Source organism: Acinetobacter sp. NIPH 2699 (genome assembly GCF_022549355.1).
In the GTDB taxonomy this organism is placed as follows: Bacteria; Pseudomonadota; Gammaproteobacteria; order Pseudomonadales; family Moraxellaceae; genus Acinetobacter.
Map to the genome: position 1 here is coordinate 41,969 of NZ_JAKZGL010000019.1, position 21,091 is coordinate 63,059.

The following is a 21,091-nucleotide window of genomic DNA, read 5'->3' on the forward strand; positions in this document are numbered from 1 at the left end:
AATTACGCTAGCGTTTTCAATGGACTTACCCACTTTAGATTAAAAAACATTTTATTCTCGACCTCATCGAAATCGTACCAGCTAAAATAATTTAACTACTCTCATTCTAAAAAATTCACTAAAATCCTAGTTATTCAATCAAGATACTCTCGAACCAATTATGTCTACTCCACATTGGCTACAACACGGCAGTCTCGTTCTTGCCAGTAATAACAAAGGTAAAGTTGCAGAATTTGAGCATCTGTTTCAGCAACTTGATCTACCGATCGACATTATTCCTCAAGGCAAACTTGATATTGAAGATGCCATCGAAGACGGTTTGAGCTTTGTTGAAAATGCCATTATCAAAGCACGTCATGCAGCAAAAATTTCTGGTAAGCCAGCAATTGCCGATGATTCGGGTCTATGTGTACCTATTTTAGATGGTGCGCCAGGGATTTATTCTGCACGTTATGCAGGTGAACACGGCGACGATACAGCCAATAATCAAAAACTATTGGCTGATCTTAAACCATTCCGCCCAAATGCCGAGCCAATTGAAGGCATGTTTGTCTGTGTCTTGGCTTTAGTTACACATGCCGAAGATCCACTGCCACAAATTTTCCAAGGGATTTGGAAAGGACAGATCCTTGAAGCTGCCCGTGGTGAAAATGGGTTTGGTTATGATCCATTGTTCTGGTTAACCGAACTCAACCTTTCCAGTGCTGAGTTAAGTAAAGAACAAAAAAATAAAATCAGTCATCGTGGTCAAGCGATGCAACTTTTCAAAGCAAGTTTGATCTAATCCCATAAGATGCTCTAATGTATGATTAGAGCATCTTCAATCCCCTCTTCATTCTCAGTTACGCGCCCTCTCGCTCCAGTCCTGTCTTAAAACTGCAATATTAACGTCACATTGTTGTCATCCTTAACTGTTGTCATATCAGCATTCTGATTCAATCTATTTTTGGAGAATAACTGATGGCTGGTTTATCTATTTGGCATGTACTGATTTTTGCAATCGTTGTGCTTTTATTGTTTGGTACATCAAAACTAAAAAACTTAGGTAAAGACGTAGGCGGCGCGATCAAAGACTTTAAAAAATCTGTTCGCGAAGAAGAGAGTGATCCCAAACTAATTGAGCATCAAACATCAGCACAAGATGTAAATCATGAATCTAAAAGCCATATCAAAAGCTAAGTTTTAGCTTGATCATGCTTGAGGAGCCATCATGTTAAATCTTGGTATGACTGAATTACTGGTCTTTGCAATCATTGCCGTGATTGTACTTGGTCCAGATAAATTACCAACTGCCGTACGATCTGTCATCAAATGGTATCGTCAGGTCAAAATGCTGATCAGTAATGTACAGCGAGATATTGAGCGTGAGTTAGACATTACGGAAATTCGGGAAAAAATGGAACAAGAAATTGCCCGATTTAAAGAAATCGAACAACACATGCAAGCACAGCTCAACCAAATTCAAAAAGAAGTCGATCAACAACATAAAGAGATCGAAAAAGCGGTATCTCCCGTAGCCGTACATGCTGAAAGTCAAATGCTGGTAAACCATGAGACAGCCACTTTAACGACCGATACAGCCACTCAGATTGAACCACAACAACTGTCCAAGCCCATTTCACCACAGCAAGAAAAGCATACCGTTCCAGAACATGCCTTGCAGCAAGATCCTAAAAAAGTTGTCGCCGTATGACCCAAATGAATAGTCAAAGCCCTTCCCTCCTTGAAAAAAGTAGTGATACCGAAGAACTTGAGCAACTGCCTTTTACGACGCATTTAATTGAGTTACGGAAGCGACTCATGAAATGTGTCGGGTTAATTCTGGCCTTGTTTTTTGTGATGCTGCCCTTTGCAAATCATTTATATGAAATGCTGTCCTCACCTTTGCGTGGTCGTTTACCAGCACATGCGACCATGATTGCAACGGATGTGACAGCGACCTTTATGGCACCCTTTAAACTTAATTTTTATGTGGCATTAATGATTGCTATGCCCTTTATTCTGTATCAGATTTGGCAATTTTTAGCTCCTGCTCTCTATAAAAATGAAATGAAAATTGCTTTACCGATTTTATTTTCCAGTATTGTTTTATTTTATGCAGGCATCGCCTTTGCTTATTTTGTTACCTTACCAGCGGTTTTAGGCTTTTTTATGCAGGCATCTCCTGATTCTGTTGCGCCTATGACCGATATTAATAGCTATCTCAGTTTCTGTTTAAAGCTATTTTTGGTCTTTGGCATTACCTTTGAAATTCCTGTTGCCACCATTATGCTGATTTTAGGACGCTTTATTACGATTGAATCTTTAGTCACAAAACGGCGTTATATCATTGTCGGGTGTTTTTTTATTGCGATGTTTGTTACACCACCCGATGCACTGAGTATGTTAATGCTTGCTGTTCCCATGTGGTTATTATTTGAACTCGGGCTACTTTTAGGGCGAATTTTACTGAGAAAGACCACTGAACAAGCTTAAATGATTTGCGTGTGCGTGCTCTCCCTATCTTAAAAAATAGATAATTATTACAGTATCTTATAAAACTTAAAAACACTGAGATATCATCATATTGTCATATTAAGTTAATTGAATTGTCATACTAACTTCCTAGCATGAGCATAGTTTTATTCGCTACCCCGCAAAAGTGCTAGGAATCCAAATGAACCAAGAATCAAAAATCGCTGAGTATGTTGAAGACTCAAACTTATCTAATAATCCACATATTCAGGATATTCTAAATGCTCGTATGAGTCGCCGTACCATCTTACGTGGTGGTGTAGGGATGACTGCTGCCATGATGCTCGGAAGCACAGCCCTTGTAGGATGTTCTGATAATGACAATAAGCAAACAACAACACCTGATAATAAAGAACCAAGTCTACCAACTCCAAAAACATTAAATTTTACGCCAGTTGCACATAGTCTTGCCGATCAGGTCGTTGTTCCTGAAGAGTATCAGGTACAAGCTTTCTTACCTGTCGGTTTACCACTATTTAGTGGATTAAGTGACTGGAGTGATACTCAAGCTCGTGCGGGTGAATCATTTGAACATCGTATGGGCGACAACCATGATGGTTTATGGTTCTATGGCATGAAAGATGGCAAGTTCGATACCACTGCCTCTGAACGTGGTTTGTTGGCAATCAATCATGAATATGTTGAACATGACCGTTTAAACCCACTCGGTTATTACAGTACGACTGATGCAGACAAAGAAGGGACCATTTACGCTAAAAAACGTCTTGCTGATGATGTCCGCCGTGAAGTCAATGCACATGGTGTGGCGATTGTTGAAGTGAAACGTGGCACCAATGGTCAATTTGAACTGGTCAAAGATTCTAAATTTAATCGCCGTATTACCAGTGCGACAGTCACCGACATTTCTGGTCCAGCAGCAGGCTCAGATTTACTTAAAACCAAATATGACCCAACAGGTTTAACCACACGCGGTATTAACAACCAGTGTGGTAGTGGGACTTCACCTTGGGGAACCTACCTGACTGTAGAAGAAAACTTTATCCAAGCGTTTGCCCGTTCTGATGATTCAGGCAAAGTTCCTGCAAATATTGAAAAGGGCTTTAGCCGTTATGGCTTGGCACTTAAACCAATTATAGGACCAAAACGTGATGAAAATGGCAATGAAGTCGTTGATGACCAAGGTAACCCTGTTTTAGAAGAAATTGGAAAAGGGGCAAACAATAATTTCTTATGGCACACCCCAACAGAACCAGAATACATCACTGATGAGTTCATCCGTTGGGACGTGGTAACACGTGCAAACAGTGCGGCAGAAGACTATCGTAATGCTTATCATACCTTTGGCTATATCGTTGAAATCGACCCATTTGATCCAAACAGCAAGCCTGTTAAACGTACTGCTCTAGGCCGTTTTGCACATGAGAATTGTGGTTTTGCACCAGTGAAAGAAGGTCAGCCGGTTGTGTTCTATATGGGTGATGACGCACGTGGTGAATATGTCTATAAATTTGTATCTGAAGCCAAATGGGATGCCAAAGACATCAATGGCGGCGTAAAAGCAGGTCAGAAATATATGGATAAAGGCACATTATATGTGGCTAAATTCGAAGAAGGCGATGCTGCTGCCGGCAAAGGAACTTGGATTGAATTGACCTATGGTAAAAATGGTTTAGATGCAAATAACCCAAGTTACCCATTCTCGAACCAAGCTGATGTGTGTATCTTTACGCGTCTCGCAGCAGATGCTGTAGGCGCAACCAAAATGGATCGACCTGAGTGGGTCAATACCAGTCCGATTACCAGCGAAGTTTATCTGACCTTAACCAATAATGACTCTCGTCGCGGCACAAGTATGCCAACTGATGCTGCTAACCCTCGTAACTACGACCATTATCAAGGTACCGAAGATGGTAAATCGGACGGCAACCCACATGGTCATGTCATTCGTTGGGGTTATGAAAATCAAGATCACACTGCAAATACATTTAAATGGGATGTGTTTGCTTTTGGTGCACCACACGATGTGACAGCAGAAAACCTATCTGGTTTAAATGCAGGCAATGACTTTTCGAGTCCAGATGGTCTCATGTTTGACTCGCGTGGTGTACTTTGGATTCAAACAGATGACTATGCATATCTAAATAGAACCAACTGCATGATGTTGGCTGCGTTACCAGGTACTGTCGGTGATGGTCAGAAAAAATCGGCAAGCAAGGGGCAAAATACCCATGTTGGCGCAACACCAAATATGGCACGTTTCCTTGTTGGGCCGAAAGAAGCAGAAATCACAGGTGTCGCTTACACCCCTGATATGAAAACCATGTTTATCAGCATTCAGCATCCAGGTGAAAATGGTACGCGTGCTGGCTTTATTAGCCATTGGCCAGATAGCCAGACCAACTCAAGCTCGACAGCCTTACCACGCTCTGCTTTAGCAGTTATTACACGTAAGGACGGTGGTGTGATTTTAGGTTAATCACCTACCTCAACTCACTCAAAAAATGCCAATCACTTGATTGGCATTTTTTTATTTGGCGAGATCAATCTGGATCTGTACAACATTGCCCTGTTGTTCACCCTGTTGAGATTTTTCTGACCATTGCCACTGTTCCAATGTCAGCCTTAAGAAATTCGAACAACGTGTTCCATAGATTGGACTCTGGATAAAAGTCGAAGAAAGTAAAGCTTCCATCTCTGCATTAATGCCCGTATCTGGCAAGAGATCTGGAATCACTTTACGTTCATCTTCCAAAATATCCCAAACAGTAGCTTGCAACTCACCTTCTGTCATCGACACGTGTTGCAACATCGGAAAAAATTCTTGAGTAAAGCGTTTCCGTAGATGTTGTGTTTTTTGCCAATCATCAGACATCAAACCATTCGACACCACATAAACCCCATTGGCGAGCACTTGTGGCGCTTCGCCTCGGTTACTCATATACACCGCTTGTTCACGATCGCCAACGAATAAGTTAAAACCTGCGTAGTCTTGTTGTTTCTGTTCCAACTGTTGTGCAAAACGAATTGGAGCTAAATCACTTTCTAAAAAATCTTGAATCAGATGACCTCTAGACGTTGGATATTGGGTCTGATCATGTCCATTACGAAAATTGGTGACCACAGCCCAACGACCTGATGCTGTCACCCCCATCCATGTGCCACCCGATTGTAAGTCCTGCCCTGCCACAATCGGGCTATTCAGCCATTGCTGTAAAGGCACACTGGGACGATGGTAGAACTCATCCCGATTCGAGATCAAACATAATGGCAGTTCATCCAAAACATGCCATGCAAAAGCGACAATACACATTGGTCTTGTTCCCACATCTTAAGAGCAATTGACTTTCACATTGAATGTACAACATTTTTCATATCATTCCGCTACAATTTGCTCAAAACTTAATTTCAAATTCTAAACTGAGGAACAGCGATGCTGACCTATCCAAATATTGATCCAGTTGCACTGAGCTTAGGACCAGTACAGGTGCACTGGTACGGACTGATGTACCTGTTGGCGTTTTTATGTGCTTGGGGGCTAGCCTCTTATCGTGCTAAGCAACGTGATGGCTGGACGGGAGATATGGTTTCAGATCTCGTCTTTTACGGTGCGCTCGGCGTGGTGCTGGGTGGTCGCGTTGGCTATGTACTGTTTTATGAGTTTGGTAAATTCTTAGAAAATCCACTTTGGTTGTTCCAAGTATGGACTGGTGGTATGAGCTTCCACGGTGGCTTCCTCGGTGTGGTGATTGCAATGTTATTTTGGTGTAAAAAATACCAAAAAACATGGTTTCAGACATTGGACTTTATTGCGCCATGTGTCCCAACAGGTTTGATGTTTGGTCGTATTGGTAATTTCATCGGTGGCGAACTGTATGGACGACAAGTCCAAGATCCCAGCTATGCATTTGGCATGATTTTTCCAACCGATCCATTAGGTTTGGTACGTCACCCTTCACAGCTTTACCAAGCACTCTGTGAAGGTTTAATCCTGTTTGTCGTGTTGTGGTGGTTTAGTGCTAAACCACGTCCGCGTATGGCTGTTTCAGCTGTATTCTTGATGGGCTACGGTATTGCACGTTTCTTTATGGAATTTTTCCGCCAACCTGATGCAGATCAAGGCTTCATCTTATTTGGCTGGATGACCAAAGGACAAATCCTAAGTTTTCCAATGATTATCATTGGTCTTTGGATGATCTGGTATGCCTATCGTAAGAATATCTATGATTGGCAAGTGAAGAAATAAAAATGATGGGAGCGGATGCTCCCATTTTTTATGAACTTAAAATAGTTTTTTAACCACTTCACCCAAACGTTTACCCTGTGCTTCACAGAGAATTTTTTCATCTTGACTCAAGCCCTGATCATGGCGTGGTCCACTGACATGACTCGCACCGTAGGGTGTACCACCTGTTTTGGTATTGGACAGTGCAGGGATTGAATTAGGTAAACCTAAAATCATCATGCCATGGTGAAATAACGGCGGTAACATGCTCAACAAAGTGCTCTCCTGCCCACCATGCATCGAACCCGAAGTGGTAAATACGCAAGCAGGTTTATTATGTAAAGCACCATTGAGCCATAAGCTGGTGGTTTGATCCCAAAAGTATTTCATTTCACTGGCCATATTGCCAAAACGCGTTGGTGAGCCCAAAGCCAATCCTGAACAATGCGTGAGATCATCTAATGTACAATAAATGTCACCATCTGCTGGGATACTTGCTTCAGCTTGCGTCACAACCGTTGCGAGATTGGGTACTGTTCGAATACGTGCTGCCACGCCTACAGACTCAATTCCATCGGCAATCAGATGTGCCATTTGCTTGGTTGAACCGTATTTACTGTAATAAAGGACAAGAATGTAAGGTTGCATCAGTTTCAAGATTTTTGTTAACTTAAAGAAGATATTATACGATTAATGCCATTTTATTCGCTGTTTTGTGTATTGATCCATCCAGAAATCTTCCCGAAACCCTCTTTCAAAAGAGGAAGATTTAAAAAATAACTAGGATAGAACCCATGATCTTAAACCGTTATCTAAAAAAACTGCATTTTTTAGAAAAAACATGGTTTCAATTTATTGTCTTTGTGTTACGTCGTTTTGAGGCTGATCGTTGTCGAGAACAAGCAGGATCGTTGACCTATACCACCCTCTTTGCTGTGGTTCCCATGCTCACCGTGTTTTTGGTGATTATTTCTTCGATTAAAGCTTTAGAGCCTGCTCGGCAGCAGCTACAACAACTGATTTATAGTAACTTTCTACCAAAAAGCACCATTGCGTTTGATAAAGCCTTAAGTGCTTTTACTGATAAATCAAGTAATCTCACCATCATCGGTATCTTGTTTCTATTTGTCACCACGGTACTGATGTTGTCGTCGATTGAAAATGTGTTTAATCGCATTTGGAGGGTTAAGGAAACACGCACAGGCCTAGTCGGTTTCATGCGCTATTGGACCATTATTTCTCTAGGGCCCATTCTTTTAGGCAGTGCATTTGTACTTTCTTCAGCCGTAGCATCCATGAATATCCTCAGCAATAATTTTGCAGGCTATCAACTTGATGGTGCTCTTCTATTGTGGCTGGTTTCGTTTTTATTGACGATCTTTGGTTTCTTCATTTTATATTGGACCATCCCTAATCGAAATGTGCCAATTTTCTCTGCGGTCATTGCAGCATGTTTTAGCGCAACTGTGTTTGAAATTTTAAAACGCTTATTTGGTTGGATCATGAGTAATTTCACTAGCTATGAAATTGTGTATGGTGCTTTTGCGGCGATCCCTATTTTTCTACTTTGGATTTTTCTGTCTTGGAACATCATCTTATTGGGTGTAGAAATCAGTTATGCGCTGACAGCGTTTCATTCAGGTAAAGAACAAAAACGTCATCCAATCATGATGTTATTGGATATCCTAGAGCTGTTTTATAAGAAACAGCAAGTTGGGAACAGCGTGAGCGAACATGAACTACTGGATATTGTCGGTCGCGGTGAACTCGGACGTTTGCCTTCCTATATCGTGCAATTAGAAGCACAAAATCTGATTAAACGTACAGATAAAGATGAATATGTGTTAGTACGCAACTTAGCGCAGGTTGATTTTTGGAGTTTCTTTACCGCACTCCCATATCCACTCCCATTGAAAGATGATGTCACCAATGTGCATCAAGATGATGAATGGATGGAGAAAATCGGACCAGCACTGCTTGAAAGCAATGATTATTTAGCGGCAAAACTTTCGATTCCTCTTTCAACCATTTTTGAACAGAAATAACGCAAAAGACCTCAACTTGAGGTCTTTTTTATTTCCTTAACCAGCCTTGTAAACTGACCACAATGATTCCAAGCAATACGAGGATTGAACCCAGCACAAAGTTAGGTTCAATCGTCTCATCCAACAACCACACCCCAAATACAATACCGAACAAAGGGGTTAAGAAGGAGAATACGCCTAAGCGTGAGGCTAAATAGTTTCTGAGCAACCAGAACCATGCTAAAAAGCTCGCAAAAGAAACCACCAAAGTATGAAATGCCAAGCTCCCAATCACCAAAGGCGTAAAATGAATACTTGCCTGTCCTAAAAATACAGCCAATCCAAACAGTAAGATAAAACTACCGACCAATTGATAAAACAATGTTTGAGTCACTGCGGCTTGTGCCAAAGAAGATAAACGTACCGTAATCGTGGTGGCTGCCCAAGCAATGCCTCCTGCTAACGCAAACAAATCACCCCACAGCATTTGTTGTGCTAAATCAGAAGAAAGGTCTTGATTGGTTCGAATAAAAGTGACGACGATCCCTAAAAAGGCAATCGCAATACCACTCCACTGTAAGATACTTAAGCGTTCGGAAGGCAACTTCCAATGCAGGCCCAAAGCCACAAAAATCGGTGCGGTATACAGTAAAACCACAGCATGTGAAGCAGAGGTCAAATGCAATGCTTGAGCCAATAAGAAGAATTCTAAAGAAAATAACACCGCAACCAAAGCACCTGCTTTCAAGTTCTGTCGATTCCATAACTGGGCAGTTTTATCAAGCCATAATAAAGGCAGCAGCAGAACTGCGGCTAAACCAGAACGTAGTGCGATTTGCATTAGGGGAGAAATATCAGGCGCAGCCATTTTTAAGATGACTTGTTGTAATCCCCAAATCATACAAAGTCCGATCATAAGACCTGATGCTCGTGCATCTAATGTTTTACGCTCATCCATTGCCAGCTCCCAATTTTATAATTAGAGAGCCAATATAAAGCTGTCGGATTTTGATGATATAGTGAAAATCTGACAATGCATGCAGGTTTTCAGGCAATTCTCATATTATGAAAAAATCAGCCCAGCGAATTCAAGATTTTCAGGAACTTCCTACATACAATGAGATTCCAGCCCCATTATGGTTACGAATTCGGGATGCGCCCGCGGAAACTTTTTATCCTAAGCATGCCCATGCATGGGGCGAATTTATTTTTGCTTTTGATGGCGTGCTTGAGGTCAGTATTGATCAGGTTCATTATCTAACTCCTCCGCCTTATGGCATTTGGTTGCCTCCGCATTTACAACATAGTGGTGTCAATCGTAATGAAGTGACTCACTGTACGCTATACATACATGAAACACTGTGCCAAAAAATGCCACAACATGCAGGTATTTTACTGACAGCACCGCTCGTTCCTGCATTGTTGGAACATATTCGCAAACATCCATTTTCAGAACAGGATCCAGAATATTTAAGGCTGCTGCACGTTTTATTGGATTCACTCACCCATGCTGAACTGGTCGGAAGTTATTTACCGACCACACAACATCCTGCTCTATCAAAAATATTAAGTCATTTGCATGCATATCCAGCGGATAACAGTACGCTAGAGCAGCTTGCTAAGATGATCAATATGACCGAGCGAACCTTGGCACGTTATAGTCAAAAAGAACTCGGAATGTCATTGCACGAGTGGCGACAGCGCTTAAAGGTGATGAAAGCAATGTCGATGCTTAATCAAGGCAAAACCATCGAAAATATTGCATTGGATTTAGGCTATGCCAGCTCATCTGCCTTTATTTATATGTTTAAGCGTTGGATGCACTTTACCCCAGACCAGTTCCGCAAGTTGTATCAAGGCAGCTAATTAGGGCAAATCAAAACGTTTTAAATGATCTTGTTCATACGGCGCATCTTCGGCTGGGTAACGTAGCGTTGTATGCCCCTGTTGTTTCGCCAATGACCAAACAATACTTTCACCAGCAGGTAACACTGTGGCATGTCGTTGATATAAGGGATCGGTATAAGCTTGTTCACTGTCAATCCATTGCCAACCTTGTTGCTGAAAAGCATCTATGACATCACCCAAAAAAGCAGCATTAATTGCATTTACATGCAACAACAGCACATGCTTTGGCGAATAACCAATGGTATCTACCGCCAACTGATCATAATAGTCAGCTCGATCAAGTAGATGTTGAATGTACGCTTGCTTTAACTTTTGAAGTTGTAAGCTCTGATTTTGCTTTTGATAGGATAAATATTTCTGGTTATAGAACCAGTCACTGGCATCAATACTGACCGCACCAGATTGATAATGATGCTGCTTTAAATAATCAGCGACCATATCCCTTTTTTCTTGGGTATCCCCTTCTTTTAGAAAAGGATAACGATATCTTGCCACCCAACCCTGTAGAGGCTGAAATACCTGCTCTGCTCGTCGAATCCCATCAATATATTGTTGGCTAGTGACATGATCTTTATTTAAGTTAAGATGTAATTCACTATGATTGCCAATGTTATGACCGCGTTTGCCCCATTCAGCAACCAACTGTAAACCCGCATAATCACCAATTTTAATGACACTCGGATAAATGATACTTTTGAGCTGATGCTGATGAAGTTGTTCTAAAATATGCTGATTAATGGTGTTTGCTTGGACGTTTAAATCAGGATTCACCCCATCATCAAAGCTTAAAGCAAGTTGTTTTGCATGGCTCATTGTTGTCATTAAAAATAGCGCTAAGCACAGCCATTTTTTCATTCTATTTATCTCATTTTCTAACAATAAAAAAGCGCTGATACATAGCATTATCAGCGCGATACTCGAATTTATGGATTGTTATGCTTTGACAAATGTATCCCAATCATATTCACCAGACTGGGTAATCAATTTCATGGTCAGTTGATCATTCGGATGAAGCGCACCAACACCCGCGGGCGTACCCGTCATAATCACATCACCAGCTTCCAGACTAAAAGATTGATTAATCTCAACCAGTAACGTTCCAATGTCTCGAATCATATCTTTACTAAAGCCGTGCTGACGCTCAACCCCATTGATCGTGAAGATCAGCTCTAGCTCTTGTAAATCACCAATTTCATCCGTTTCAATCCAGTCAGCGAAAAGACAAGCACCATCAAAAGCTTTAGCACGTTCCCAGGGCTCGCCTTTCGCTTTTAGATCTCCCTGCAAATCTCGCAATGTCAGATCTAAACCAAGCGTCACTGCGCCAACAGCCTCTAAGGCTTTAGTCGGGTCAGTTTCTTGAGATAGAGGATGGGCGATGTGCAAACAGATTTCACATTCATAATGACACTCACCTAAAGCCTGATTCCAGCTAATACCTTGTGCTAAGGAACCAATACTACTCGGTGGCTTGATAAATAAGATCGCACGATCAGGAATCGGATTTCCTAACTCTTTTGCATGTTCAGCATAATTTCGGCCTACACACACAATTTTTGATGGACGTGTACTCATGAAAGTTCCTTGTTCTTTGAACCGCGATAAATTTACTTTTTAAAACTATTTTCAAATTTGCTTTGATCGGCAGGATTTGAAAAGACACGTTTCGGTATGATAACCACTGTTTTTGTTTTGAGTTCCAACATATAAGTGAGTTTGCCAATAATGAAAGACTGCACTTCATTATATTGTGCCGTTTGCTTTTTCCCCGCAGCATAAAGTTCAAAATGGTCTTGATATAGATCAATGCCTTGCTCACTTTTGCCAAATTGATAACGTACAAATTGACGCTTGAATAACAGAGGCAATAACCAAAATCGCATGATCGCTTGCATGATCAAAAAGAAAACACCAAGTGCCACATAGTAGCGCCCCACGCCAGTAAAACCTAAATAAATCCCCCACAAAATAATCGCAATACTGATTGCGGGTGTGAGAAACCGAGTGAACGGTTTTTTCCCAAACGTGATCAAAGCAAAACCATCTTGAGATTCTTCTAGAGTTAGATAATAGCGTGCAGATAGCGTTGGACGTTGTTCAGACATAACATTCAATAGGTTGATCATAGACAGACATTAATATTACACCAGTTTGTCGCAATTCATGTCGTTTTACATAATATAGCTATTTTCCAAGCATAAAAAAGTTATAAATTGACCAGATCAAATCACGGATAAAAATCAAAGGAATGTGATGTCTCGCTTTATTGCTCCGTTTATCATTTTTCTATGTTGCACGACACAATATAGTTTTGCGCAGCTCATTACATGGACGGATAATATCCCTAGTGCTTTACAACCCTTTCAAAATAAACCACAAATCTTGGCAAGCTATACACAGAACCACATCTTTATCTATGGACATCCAGCCATAAAAACATCGGTTCCAACGCTAAAGAATAATCCGCAACCAACAGCAAACTTTACTTCAGCCGCCATCATTGTTCCCGCTAACGCACAACAAGTGGCCAAGACACTCACCGATTTTAATCAATATGTGGGGCTATTTCCTACCCTCAAATCGGCAAAAACCTTGGCGCAATCGGGCAATATCACTCAAATGAAATATCGTGTGTCAATTCCCACGCCGATTCCTGCATTGAACTTTAATGAAGATGTAACGATGCAACATCAGCTTGCAGCCAACAGTATTGCAACTTTGGTTATTGATGCCCCGATTCCCTATGGTGTCGGTAAGTTTGAATGGTTTGCATTGGATGAAAACAGAACCTTAATTACCCTGACACAATGGAGTGACTTAAATCAGCCACAAGGTTTTTTAGTTAAAAAAATTCTGAATGCGATACCAGATGCCAAGCTGGGTATCCCAAGCAGCGGCAATGCATTTATTTTAGAAGCGTTGAGAAATCGCTTTATTGAACCAAATAGTACGTCACTTGCTGCGGGGCAAATTCCAAGCCCTCAGCTCACAACGAACCAACTGGCAAAAGTTGCTCAACTCAGCCAAACGGCTCAGCAGCCAGTTAGTTTTTTGCACGCACCAACCACTTTGCCTTATACCCATGGGCGAGAATCCATGCGATTTACCACGACCTATCAATTTTATAAACAGTCCCCGCAACAGCTACAAAAATGGCTAAGCCCAGCTACTTATAAAGAACTATTTCCACGTCAAATCAAAAAAGTCAGCACAAGCACTATCCAGAACCAACATCAGAATGCAGATATTCAAGTTAATATTGGTTTAGGTGTGATTAATATTCCATTTGCCTTTAAATTGCATTTTTACTACCCACAAAGCACTGAAAATAATTTTCATGCCAATGGTGGAGATTTACGTTATATCAAAGGACAAATGAGCTTAAATGGAAACGATCAAGGTACTTTGTTGAAAATGACCACTGCCATGAAGATCGATGAAAAAGCACCTTTTTTATTGAGAGCAATGCGTAGTCTTCCCTATCACGACACGCTACCAGCAATAGGGGGAAATGCGGTGTTTATACAGAAAATAAAAACAAAGATGTAGGTTTGTTGACATAACAAATAGGCACAAAAAAACCGCAATAAAGCGGTTTTTTCTATTCATCAAATTGGTGCGCTCAGAGAGATTCGAACTCCCGACCCCTTAGTTCGTAGCCAAGTGCTCTATCCAGCTGAGCTATGAGCGCATATTTGATGTTGGGCATTATACGCATTTTTTCACTCTTGATAAGTACTTTCTCATGACTTTACTATCGATTGGCTATAGATTCAGCAGCTTCAATTTTTTAAAAAGTGTTTTGTTCTTTGTAACATCTATTTGCCTATGTTGAATTTATGTAAAGCCTTTGTATGTCATTCATATTCTTATCGTCGTGACACACTTTTAACGATGAGATATAGATAATTTTTTTCATTAAAATTCAGTCTACTAACAAAATTAATGAAGCTAACCTTCATTCTATAAATGGTGCAATTTTTATGAATAATCTTCGTTAACTTATTCGATATATGTAGAAACTCTAATAACTATTAGATTATCAAAAAGTAAAAGACTGATTTATATAAACTTTACAATCCACATAAATGTGATAAATCAAGCATTATTGACACAATAATAATAACCAATAAATACTATTTAATACATTATGAGACAGGAGTCACATAATTATCAGGGTAAATAAAACAAAATTCCAATAATTATAGGTGTATCGACATGTTATTTAAAAATATTTTATCCCCCATTACAAGCATTCTATCTCTAGGAAGTAACAATACATCATCTTCTGTTAATACAGTATCGACAATAAAAAATGTTCATGTCGAAGAGAGTACAACGACCAACAATAGTAACAGTAGTACTCAAGTTGATGATGGCTTATTCAATGGAATTGCAGCAGGTAATGGTAATCAGAACTACGGTATTGGTGTGGGTAATGGTGATAACCTAAACTTCACTTATCCATTCACAACGGCTTTTCATTCACTCGGAAACACATACTCTTGGCTGGGCGAAGCATCACCTGTTACCTCAGTCAATACATCAACAACCACATCTTCAGTCCACGTTCAGGACAATGACAACACTGACAATAGCAATATCGGTATTGCGGCAGGCAATGGCAACAATGGCGGCTTCTTAAGTGGCATTGGCTCAGGTAATGGCGATCATAACTATGGAATCGGTAACGGAAATGGTGACGATGTCAATGTCACCACACCTGTCACTGTTCCATTTGAGGCCTTAGGCAACTCATTCGCGACCATTGGTGGCGGTGATATAAATTCAATCAATACCACACCGACCAGCTCGACAACTATTATCGAAGACAATGACACCACCAATAACAGTAATAGTGGTGTCGGGGCAGCAGGCAACGGCAATGGCGGAGGCTTATTGAACGGTGTCGCAGCAGGCAATGGCGAACATAACTATGGGATCGGCAATGGTAACGGTGACGATGTTAACCTAACTGCACCATGGACAACCCCAGTACAAGCGGTAGGCAACTCAATTGCAGGGATTGGCGGTGGAGACGTCAACTCTATCAATACAGCCCCAACCACCTCATCCACTCATATTCAAGACAATGACACCACCAACAACAATAATAATGGGACTGGCACTGCGGGCAATGGTAATGGCGGCGGCTGGTTAAATGGTATTGGTGCGGGTAACGGTGAACAAAACTATGGCATCGGTAATGGTAACGGTGATGATGTCGATATCACCATACCTGTAACTGCACCATTTCAGGCACTCGGCAATTCAGTCGCAGGTATTGAGGGCGGTGACGTAAATTCAGTTAATACTGCACCCACCACAACCTCAAATGTGATTGAAGACAACGATACAACCAACAACAGTAACAATGGCGTCGGTGCTGCGGGTAATGGAAATGCAGGCGGATTACTCAATGGTGTTTCTGCTGGAAATGGCGAACACAACTATGGGATCGGCAATGGCAACGGTGACGATGCCAGTATCACTGCACCATGGACGACTCCTGTCCAAGTGCTCGGCAATTCATTTGCAGGCATCGGTGGGGGTGAAGTGAACTCAATTAATACTGCACCAACGACAACATCTAATATTGTTCAGGACAATGACACCACCAACAACAGTAACAATGGCGCTGCTGCGGATGGTAATACAGGCAATGGTATTGGTGGCTGGGGAAATGCTCCAGCATCAGGCAATGGCGAACAAAACTACGGCATTGGGAACGGAAATGGTGACGATGTCGGTATTACTGCACCCGTGACAACACCATTTAATGTCCTCGGTAACTCATTTGGCGGCACAGGGGGTGACGGTGTTTCATCAACCAATACAGCGCCAACGAATACACTCAATCATGTCCAAGACAATGACAGCACCAACAACAGTAACAACGGTACAGGCGTTGATGGCGCTACAGGCAATGGGATTGGTGGTTTACTCAATGGTGTAAGCGCGGGTAATGGTGACAAAAACTACGGCATTGGGAACGGCAATGGAACTGATGCAGACTGGACATCTCCGATCGTGACACCAGTCAACGTAATGGGTAACAATGTTTCTTGGTTTGGCAGCGCTGATCCAGATCAACCAACCAATACCTCAACCAATATCGCGTCAACCAACACCACCAATATTGTTGAAGACAATGACAGTATCAACAATAGTAATAGTGGCTCAGGAGCTTCGGGCAACGGCATTGGTGGCTGGGGCAATGGTCCAGCATCAGGCAACGGTGAACAAAACTATGGTATCGGGAACGGAAATGGCGACGATGTTGGTATCGTAATGCCAATTACCACACCATTGAATGGTCTAGGTAATGATTTCTCATTCTTTGGCAATTCCCATAACGCATCGACCAATGATGCCTCTACAACCACATCTAATTTTGTATTTGACAACGACAGCACAGACAACAGCAATAGTGGCACTGGCCTAGACGGTAGTGCAGGCAATGGGATTGGTGGTTTACTGAATGGTGTGAGCGCAGGTAATGGCGAACACAACTATGGTATCGGCAATGGAAATGGCGATGATGCCAGTGTGGTTGCCCCGATCACTATGCCAATCAATGGCTTAGGTAACTCATTTGCAGTCTTTGGAGACTCGACCAACAACTCTGTCAATAATGGCTCAACCACCACAGTCAATTACATCGAAGACAATGACAGTATTGACAATAGCAATAGTGGTACAGGCGTAGGCGGTGCCTCAGGTAATGGTATCGGTGGCTTACTCAATGGCATCAGCTCAGGCAATGGTGAGCAAAACTATGGTATAGGCAATGGAAATGGCGATGATGCCAGTGTGGTCATGCCAATCACAGCTCCAGCCAATGCGCTCGGCAACGCCTTCTCTATCTTTGGTAACTCGACCTCAAACTCCATCAACGACTCATCAACAACTGCCATTAATCATTTCGAAGACAATGACAGTACCAATAATAGTAATAGTGGTACAGGACTTGTTGGCGGTGCAGGTAATGGTATTGGCGGTTTGGGCAATGGCGTTGCGGCAGGTAATGGCGATCATAACTATGGTATCGGAAATGGGATTGGCAATGATGCGAGCGTGGTTGCGCCAATCACGACACCAATTAGCGCCAATGGTAATGCCTTCTCGATCTTTGGTGATGCAACATCCAACTCAGTCAACAACTCGTCAACCACAACCTCAAACTATTTCCAAGATAACGACAGCATTGACAATAGTAATAGTGGTGGCGGTGGTTCATCTGGCAATAGTCTTGGTGGTTTACTGAATGGTATTGGTGCAGGCAATGGTGAACATAACTACGGTATCGGCAATGGTATTGCCGATGATGCTGCTGTGGTCGTACCCATTACTACACCGATCAGTGCCAATGGCAATGCCTTCTCAATCTTTGGCAATGCAACGTCCAACTCAGTCAACGACTCATCAACCACAACACATAACTATTTCCAAGACAACGATACCACCAATAATAGTAATAGCGGTGGTAATGGAACAGGCAATGGTACCAGTGGCGGTATTGGTAATGGCATTGCTGCTGGCAACGGTGAGCATAATTATGGTATTGGCAATGGTATTGCTGATGATGCAAGCGTCGTCGCACCAATCACTGTACCCATTAGTGCCAACGGTAACGCCTTCTCAATCTTTGGCAATGCCACTTCAAACTCAACCAACAATTCATCGACTACAACCAACAACTACGTTCAAGACAACGACACAACTGACAACAGTAATGGTGGCGGAAACGGTACAGGTGGTGGCTCAGGCGGCGGTTTCCTAGGTCTAGGTGGCTTACTCAATGGCATTGGTTCTGGCAATGGTGAACATAACTATGGTATTGGCAATGGTATCGGTGATGATGCCAGCATTGTCATGCCAGTCGCAGTTCCAATTAACTTCTCAGGTAATGCAATATCGATATTTGGCTCTGCCACATCGAACTCAACCAATAATTCATCAACCACAACCAACAACCACGTCGAAGATAACGATTCCACTGACAATAGTAATGGTGCTGGCAATGGTTTCGGTACAGGTGTGGGCCTATTAGGTGGTCTACTCAATGGTATTGGTGCAGGTAACGGTGAACATAATTACGGTATCGGTAATGGTAACGGTGATGATGCTAGCGTCGTTGCACCAATCACGATTCCGATTAACTTCTCAGGCAATGCAATCTCTGTATTAGACCTCAATAGCCTCAGTGAAGGCGACGTGCTCAGTCCTGTCACCAATATTGTTGGTATTATTGCAGGTGATGGTAATGGTGGTACAGGTCTCGTCGGTACAATTACAGGTATTGCTGGTGGTATTATCGGTGATCCAGATGTAGGTGGTGGTTTACTGAATCCAATCACCAATGTTGTCGGCGGTATTACTGGAATTATTGGTGGTGATGGTGGCCCATTAGGTGCAATCACTGGCATTATCGGTGGTATCACAGGTGGCGGCGATGGTGGCCCATTAGGTGCAATCACTGGCATCATCGGCGGTATCACGGGTGGTGACGGTGGCAGCCCGCTCGATATCTTAACGGGTATTATTGGTGGCATTGCTGGTGGTGATTTAGGCAACAATCCTGTAACTGGCGTTATCCAAACAGGTATTGATATTCTTCAAGGTGTTGAAAGCCTCAAAACTGAAATCATCAATACAGGCATCAATACTGTTGCTGACACAATCATCAGTGTATTCCCTCAAGCAGAACACCCTATCGGTGACCTCGCAAATCTTGGCACACTCACTTTTGAAACTTCTCGCGATACCGTCAACGGTACACTTGAAGCAATCTCTGATTTTGCTGGCACTGATTTTGCTGGCGCAATCGGTAATGCTACTGGCGTTATCGGTACACTCATCAATAATGGTTCAACCGCTGCTGATACAATTCAACATATCATCGGTGATGATATTCTTGGTGGTGGCATCATTGGTGGAATTGGAGGCAATGGTAGCCCATTAGATACAATCACTGGAATCATTGGTGGTAATGGTGGTCCTCTTGGTGCGGTCACTGGGATACTAAGTGGTGATATCATTGGAAACTTAAGTGGATTAATTTCCGTTAATGTCGGTAGTTCTAGCAGTAGTAATGGTGTAGATAGCATCTTAAATTCTGTTCTAGGTGCAACAACATCATCTCAAAGCCTCTCTATCGGTGGATCAACGATCAATCTCACTGATCATCTCTCAGTTTCAAATGTAAATTTAACTGAACAGCTTCTTGAAAGTACGCATCTTTTCTAATCTTGTTTAGATGTAGACACCTGCTAATTCTTCAGCAGGTGTCTACAATATTTCGTCCTAAAATAAGAGACATTTATTTAATGAACTAAACCATAAGAATATATTTTAAAAGTTTATTCGAATTGATAAGTTTTTTTTAAAAACCAGTTTTAAATACTAAAAATATACACCACCCCACACTTATAGTAAAAATATAAGATACTGATATATATAAATTAATAATTCATTCAAATCAAATGACATATTTACTTTCAAACTAATAACAAATTTCATAAACTTCCAACTTGTTAATCAATAATCATCGTAAAAACTCAACCGATAAGCCCTTAAACAACTGATTTAATAGGCTAAACCATATCATAGGCAGTTATTAATATATCTCCACCATAAAAATTTTCGCCACCAAGTAAATATAATATCTAAAATAAAAACAATATCTTATAAAATATTAAACTCTTATTTAACAATTAAATTTGATCATTCATATACATTGACAAAATAATTGAAAAACACGACACTAAATCTGATTAATGAGACACAAGTCACAAAATAACAGTAACCATTAAATAATTTAATCAAAACAACACAACTTTAAAAATATAGGTATCGTTATGCTTTTCAAAAGTCTTTTATCACCTCTTAAAAGTATTACCTCAAATTTAACAGAGAGTAGTACATCATCGGCTAGTAACTCAATTCTAGCCCCCCTTTCACTTTCCACAATTACAAATATTCTATCTACAAATACTGTAACAAATACGATTAGCAACTTAACTGGCAATACAGATGGCAGTCCTCTTGCTCCAATTACTAGCATTATTGGTGGTATCACGGGTGGCAGTAATGGAGGTCCTTTAGGTGCAATCACTGGAATCATCGGCGGTATTACTGGTGGTGGTGACGGAGGTCCTCTTGGTCCAATCACTGGCATTATCGGTGGTATTACGGGTGGCGGTGATGGCGGTCCTTTAGGTGCAATTACAGGAATCATCGGCGGTATTACTGGTGGTGACCTTGGAAACAACCCTGTAACCGGTGTCATCCAAACAGGTATTGATATTCTTCAAGGTGTTGAAAGTCTCAAAACCGACCTGATCAATACAGGTATCACGACTGTTGGTGGTGTAGCCAGTGGCGTACTCCCTCAAGTCCATCCTATTGTGGATTTAACCAATCTAGGCACACTCACCTTTGAAACTTCTCGCGATACTGT

The 21,091-nt window shown here is 41.6% G+C and carries 16 protein-coding genes, 1 tRNA gene and 1 pseudogene; 11 read left to right on the forward strand and 7 right to left on the reverse strand.

Going from position 1 to position 21,091, the window contains the following annotated elements:
• The first annotated feature begins 160 nt into the window (after window positions 1–160).
• The 5 genes from rdgB to MMP72_RS14700 all read left to right on the forward strand — a co-directional run bounded on the left by rdgB (window position 161) and on the right by MMP72_RS14700 (window position 4,951).
• The gene (rdgB, locus tag MMP72_RS14680) at window positions 161–784 is read left to right on the forward strand and encodes an RdgB/HAM1 family non-canonical purine NTP pyrophosphatase (protein WP_241406020.1); all 624 of its coding nucleotides are present in this window, start codon (window positions 161–163) and stop codon (window positions 782–784) included.
• A gap of 176 nt (window positions 785–960) precedes the next feature.
• On the forward strand, window positions 961–1,179 hold the full coding sequence (locus MMP72_RS14685; RefSeq protein WP_241406021.1) for a Sec-independent protein translocase subunit TatA: 219 nt from the start codon (window positions 961–963) through the stop codon (window positions 1,177–1,179).
• 31 nt (window positions 1,180–1,210) lie between these two features.
• Complete coding sequence (gene tatB / locus MMP72_RS14690; protein ID WP_241406022.1) at window positions 1,211–1,693, forward strand: Sec-independent protein translocase protein TatB; 483 nt, start codon at window positions 1,211–1,213, stop codon at window positions 1,691–1,693.
• 5 nt (window positions 1,694–1,698) lie between these two features.
• Entirely contained in the window at window positions 1,699–2,475 is a 777-nt protein-coding gene (tatC, locus tag MMP72_RS14695; RefSeq protein WP_241406036.1) for a twin-arginine translocase subunit TatC, read from the forward strand.
• 181 nt (window positions 2,476–2,656) lie between these two features.
• Complete coding sequence (locus MMP72_RS14700; RefSeq protein ID WP_241406023.1) at window positions 2,657–4,951, forward strand: PhoX family phosphatase; 2,295 nt, start codon at window positions 2,657–2,659, stop codon at window positions 4,949–4,951.
• A 51-nt stretch (window positions 4,952–5,002) separates the two neighbouring features.
• On the opposite strand, the gene MMP72_RS14705 is transcribed toward MMP72_RS14700, so the two are convergent.
• A complete protein-coding gene (locus MMP72_RS14705) occupies window positions 5,003–5,785 on the reverse strand; it encodes an NRDE family protein (RefSeq protein WP_241406024.1) in 783 nt (260 codons plus the stop codon).
• Window positions 5,786–5,905: 120 nt separating this feature from the next.
• Here MMP72_RS14705 and lgt point away from each other — a divergent pair, with 120 nt between their 5' ends.
• Window positions 5,906–6,718, forward strand: a complete 813-nt coding sequence (gene lgt / locus MMP72_RS14710) for a prolipoprotein diacylglyceryl transferase (protein ID WP_241406025.1) — start codon at window positions 5,906–5,908, stop codon at window positions 6,716–6,718.
• A gap of 36 nt (window positions 6,719–6,754) precedes the next feature.
• Here lgt and wrbA read toward each other — a convergent pair whose 3' ends face one another.
• Window positions 6,755–7,345 (reverse strand): NAD(P)H:quinone oxidoreductase, encoded by a 591-nt coding sequence (gene wrbA / locus MMP72_RS14715; RefSeq protein WP_241406026.1) that lies wholly within the window; start codon window positions 7,343–7,345, stop codon window positions 6,755–6,757.
• A 146-nt stretch (window positions 7,346–7,491) separates the two neighbouring features.
• Here wrbA and MMP72_RS14720 point away from each other — a divergent pair, with 146 nt between their 5' ends.
• The gene (locus MMP72_RS14720) at window positions 7,492–8,742 is read left to right on the forward strand and encodes a YihY family inner membrane protein (protein ID WP_241406027.1); all 1,251 of its coding nucleotides are present in this window, start codon (window positions 7,492–7,494) and stop codon (window positions 8,740–8,742) included.
• 28 nt (window positions 8,743–8,770) lie between these two features.
• Here the strand turns inward: MMP72_RS14720 and MMP72_RS14725 are convergent, their stop codons facing one another.
• Complete coding sequence (locus tag MMP72_RS14725; protein WP_241406028.1) at window positions 8,771–9,679, reverse strand: DMT family transporter; 909 nt, start codon at window positions 9,677–9,679, stop codon at window positions 8,771–8,773.
• 107 nt (window positions 9,680–9,786) lie between these two features.
• Here MMP72_RS14725 and MMP72_RS14730 point away from each other — a divergent pair, with 107 nt between their 5' ends.
• A complete protein-coding gene (locus MMP72_RS14730) occupies window positions 9,787–10,587 on the forward strand; it encodes a helix-turn-helix transcriptional regulator (protein WP_241406029.1) in 801 nt (266 codons plus the stop codon).
• Here the strand turns inward: MMP72_RS14730 and MMP72_RS14735 are convergent, their stop codons facing one another.
• The 3 genes from MMP72_RS14735 to MMP72_RS14745 all read right to left on the reverse strand — a co-directional run bounded on the left by MMP72_RS14735 (window position 10,588) and on the right by MMP72_RS14745 (window position 12,734).
• Complete coding sequence (locus MMP72_RS14735; RefSeq protein WP_241406030.1) at window positions 10,588–11,484, reverse strand: polysaccharide deacetylase family protein; 897 nt, start codon at window positions 11,482–11,484, stop codon at window positions 10,588–10,590.
• Between the two features lie 78 nt (window positions 11,485–11,562).
• On the reverse strand, window positions 11,563–12,204 hold the full coding sequence (locus MMP72_RS14740; RefSeq protein WP_241406031.1) for a fumarylacetoacetate hydrolase family protein: 642 nt from the start codon (window positions 12,202–12,204) through the stop codon (window positions 11,563–11,565).
• 32 nt (window positions 12,205–12,236) lie between these two features.
• Window positions 12,237–12,734 (reverse strand): YcxB family protein, encoded by a 498-nt coding sequence (locus MMP72_RS14745; RefSeq protein WP_241406032.1) that lies wholly within the window; start codon window positions 12,732–12,734, stop codon window positions 12,237–12,239.
• A 148-nt stretch (window positions 12,735–12,882) separates the two neighbouring features.
• Between MMP72_RS14745 and MMP72_RS14750 the strand changes: the two genes are divergently transcribed.
• Window positions 12,883–14,178: an SRPBCC family protein gene (locus MMP72_RS14750; protein ID WP_241406033.1), complete on the forward strand. Its 1,296-nt coding sequence runs from the start codon at window positions 12,883–12,885 to the stop codon at window positions 14,176–14,178.
• 65 nt (window positions 14,179–14,243) lie between these two features.
• Here MMP72_RS14750 and MMP72_RS14755 read toward each other — a convergent pair.
• A tRNA-Arg gene (locus tag MMP72_RS14755) sits at window positions 14,244–14,320 on the reverse strand.
• 527 nt (window positions 14,321–14,847) lie between these two features.
• Between MMP72_RS14755 and MMP72_RS14760 the strand changes: the two genes are divergently transcribed.
• Together MMP72_RS14760 and MMP72_RS14765 are read left to right on the forward strand one after the other, a co-directional pair.
• Window positions 14,848–19,878: a hypothetical protein gene (locus MMP72_RS14760; protein WP_241406034.1), complete on the forward strand. Its 5,031-nt coding sequence runs from the start codon at window positions 14,848–14,850 to the stop codon at window positions 19,876–19,878.
• A 611-nt stretch (window positions 19,879–20,489) separates the two neighbouring features.
• Window positions 20,490–21,091: pseudogene (locus MMP72_RS14765) on the forward strand (hypothetical protein); the annotation flags it as partial.

Coding starts and splice junctions, on each gene's coding strand:
- rdgB (WP_241406020.1), top strand. CDS start 161: ATGTCTACTCCACATTGGCTACAACACGGCAGTCTCGTTCTTGCCAGT.
- MMP72_RS14685 (WP_241406021.1), top strand. CDS start 961: ATGGCTGGTTTATCTATTTGGCATGTACTGATTTTTGCAATCGTTGTG.
- tatB (WP_241406022.1), top strand. CDS start 1,211: ATGTTAAATCTTGGTATGACTGAATTACTGGTCTTTGCAATCATTGCC.
- tatC (WP_241406036.1), top strand. CDS start 1,699: ATGAATAGTCAAAGCCCTTCCCTCCTTGAAAAAAGTAGTGATACCGAA.
- MMP72_RS14700 (WP_241406023.1), top strand. CDS start 2,657: ATGAACCAAGAATCAAAAATCGCTGAGTATGTTGAAGACTCAAACTTA.
- MMP72_RS14705 (WP_241406024.1), bottom strand. CDS start 5,785: ATGTGTATTGTCGCTTTTGCATGGCATGTTTTGGATGAACTGCCATTA.
- lgt (WP_241406025.1), top strand. CDS start 5,906: ATGCTGACCTATCCAAATATTGATCCAGTTGCACTGAGCTTAGGACCA.
- wrbA (WP_241406026.1), bottom strand. CDS start 7,345: ATGCAACCTTACATTCTTGTCCTTTATTACAGTAAATACGGTTCAACC.
- MMP72_RS14720 (WP_241406027.1), top strand. CDS start 7,492: ATGATCTTAAACCGTTATCTAAAAAAACTGCATTTTTTAGAAAAAACA.
- MMP72_RS14725 (WP_241406028.1), bottom strand. CDS start 9,679: ATGGATGAGCGTAAAACATTAGATGCACGAGCATCAGGTCTTATGATC.
- MMP72_RS14730 (WP_241406029.1), top strand. CDS start 9,787: ATGAAAAAATCAGCCCAGCGAATTCAAGATTTTCAGGAACTTCCTACA.
- MMP72_RS14735 (WP_241406030.1), bottom strand. CDS start 11,484: ATGAAAAAATGGCTGTGCTTAGCGCTATTTTTAATGACAACAATGAGC.
- MMP72_RS14740 (WP_241406031.1), bottom strand. CDS start 12,204: ATGAGTACACGTCCATCAAAAATTGTGTGTGTAGGCCGAAATTATGCT.
- MMP72_RS14745 (WP_241406032.1), bottom strand. CDS start 12,734: ATGTCTGAACAACGTCCAACGCTATCTGCACGCTATTATCTAACTCTA.
- MMP72_RS14750 (WP_241406033.1), top strand. CDS start 12,883: ATGTCTCGCTTTATTGCTCCGTTTATCATTTTTCTATGTTGCACGACA.
- MMP72_RS14760 (WP_241406034.1), top strand. CDS start 14,848: ATGTTATTTAAAAATATTTTATCCCCCATTACAAGCATTCTATCTCTA.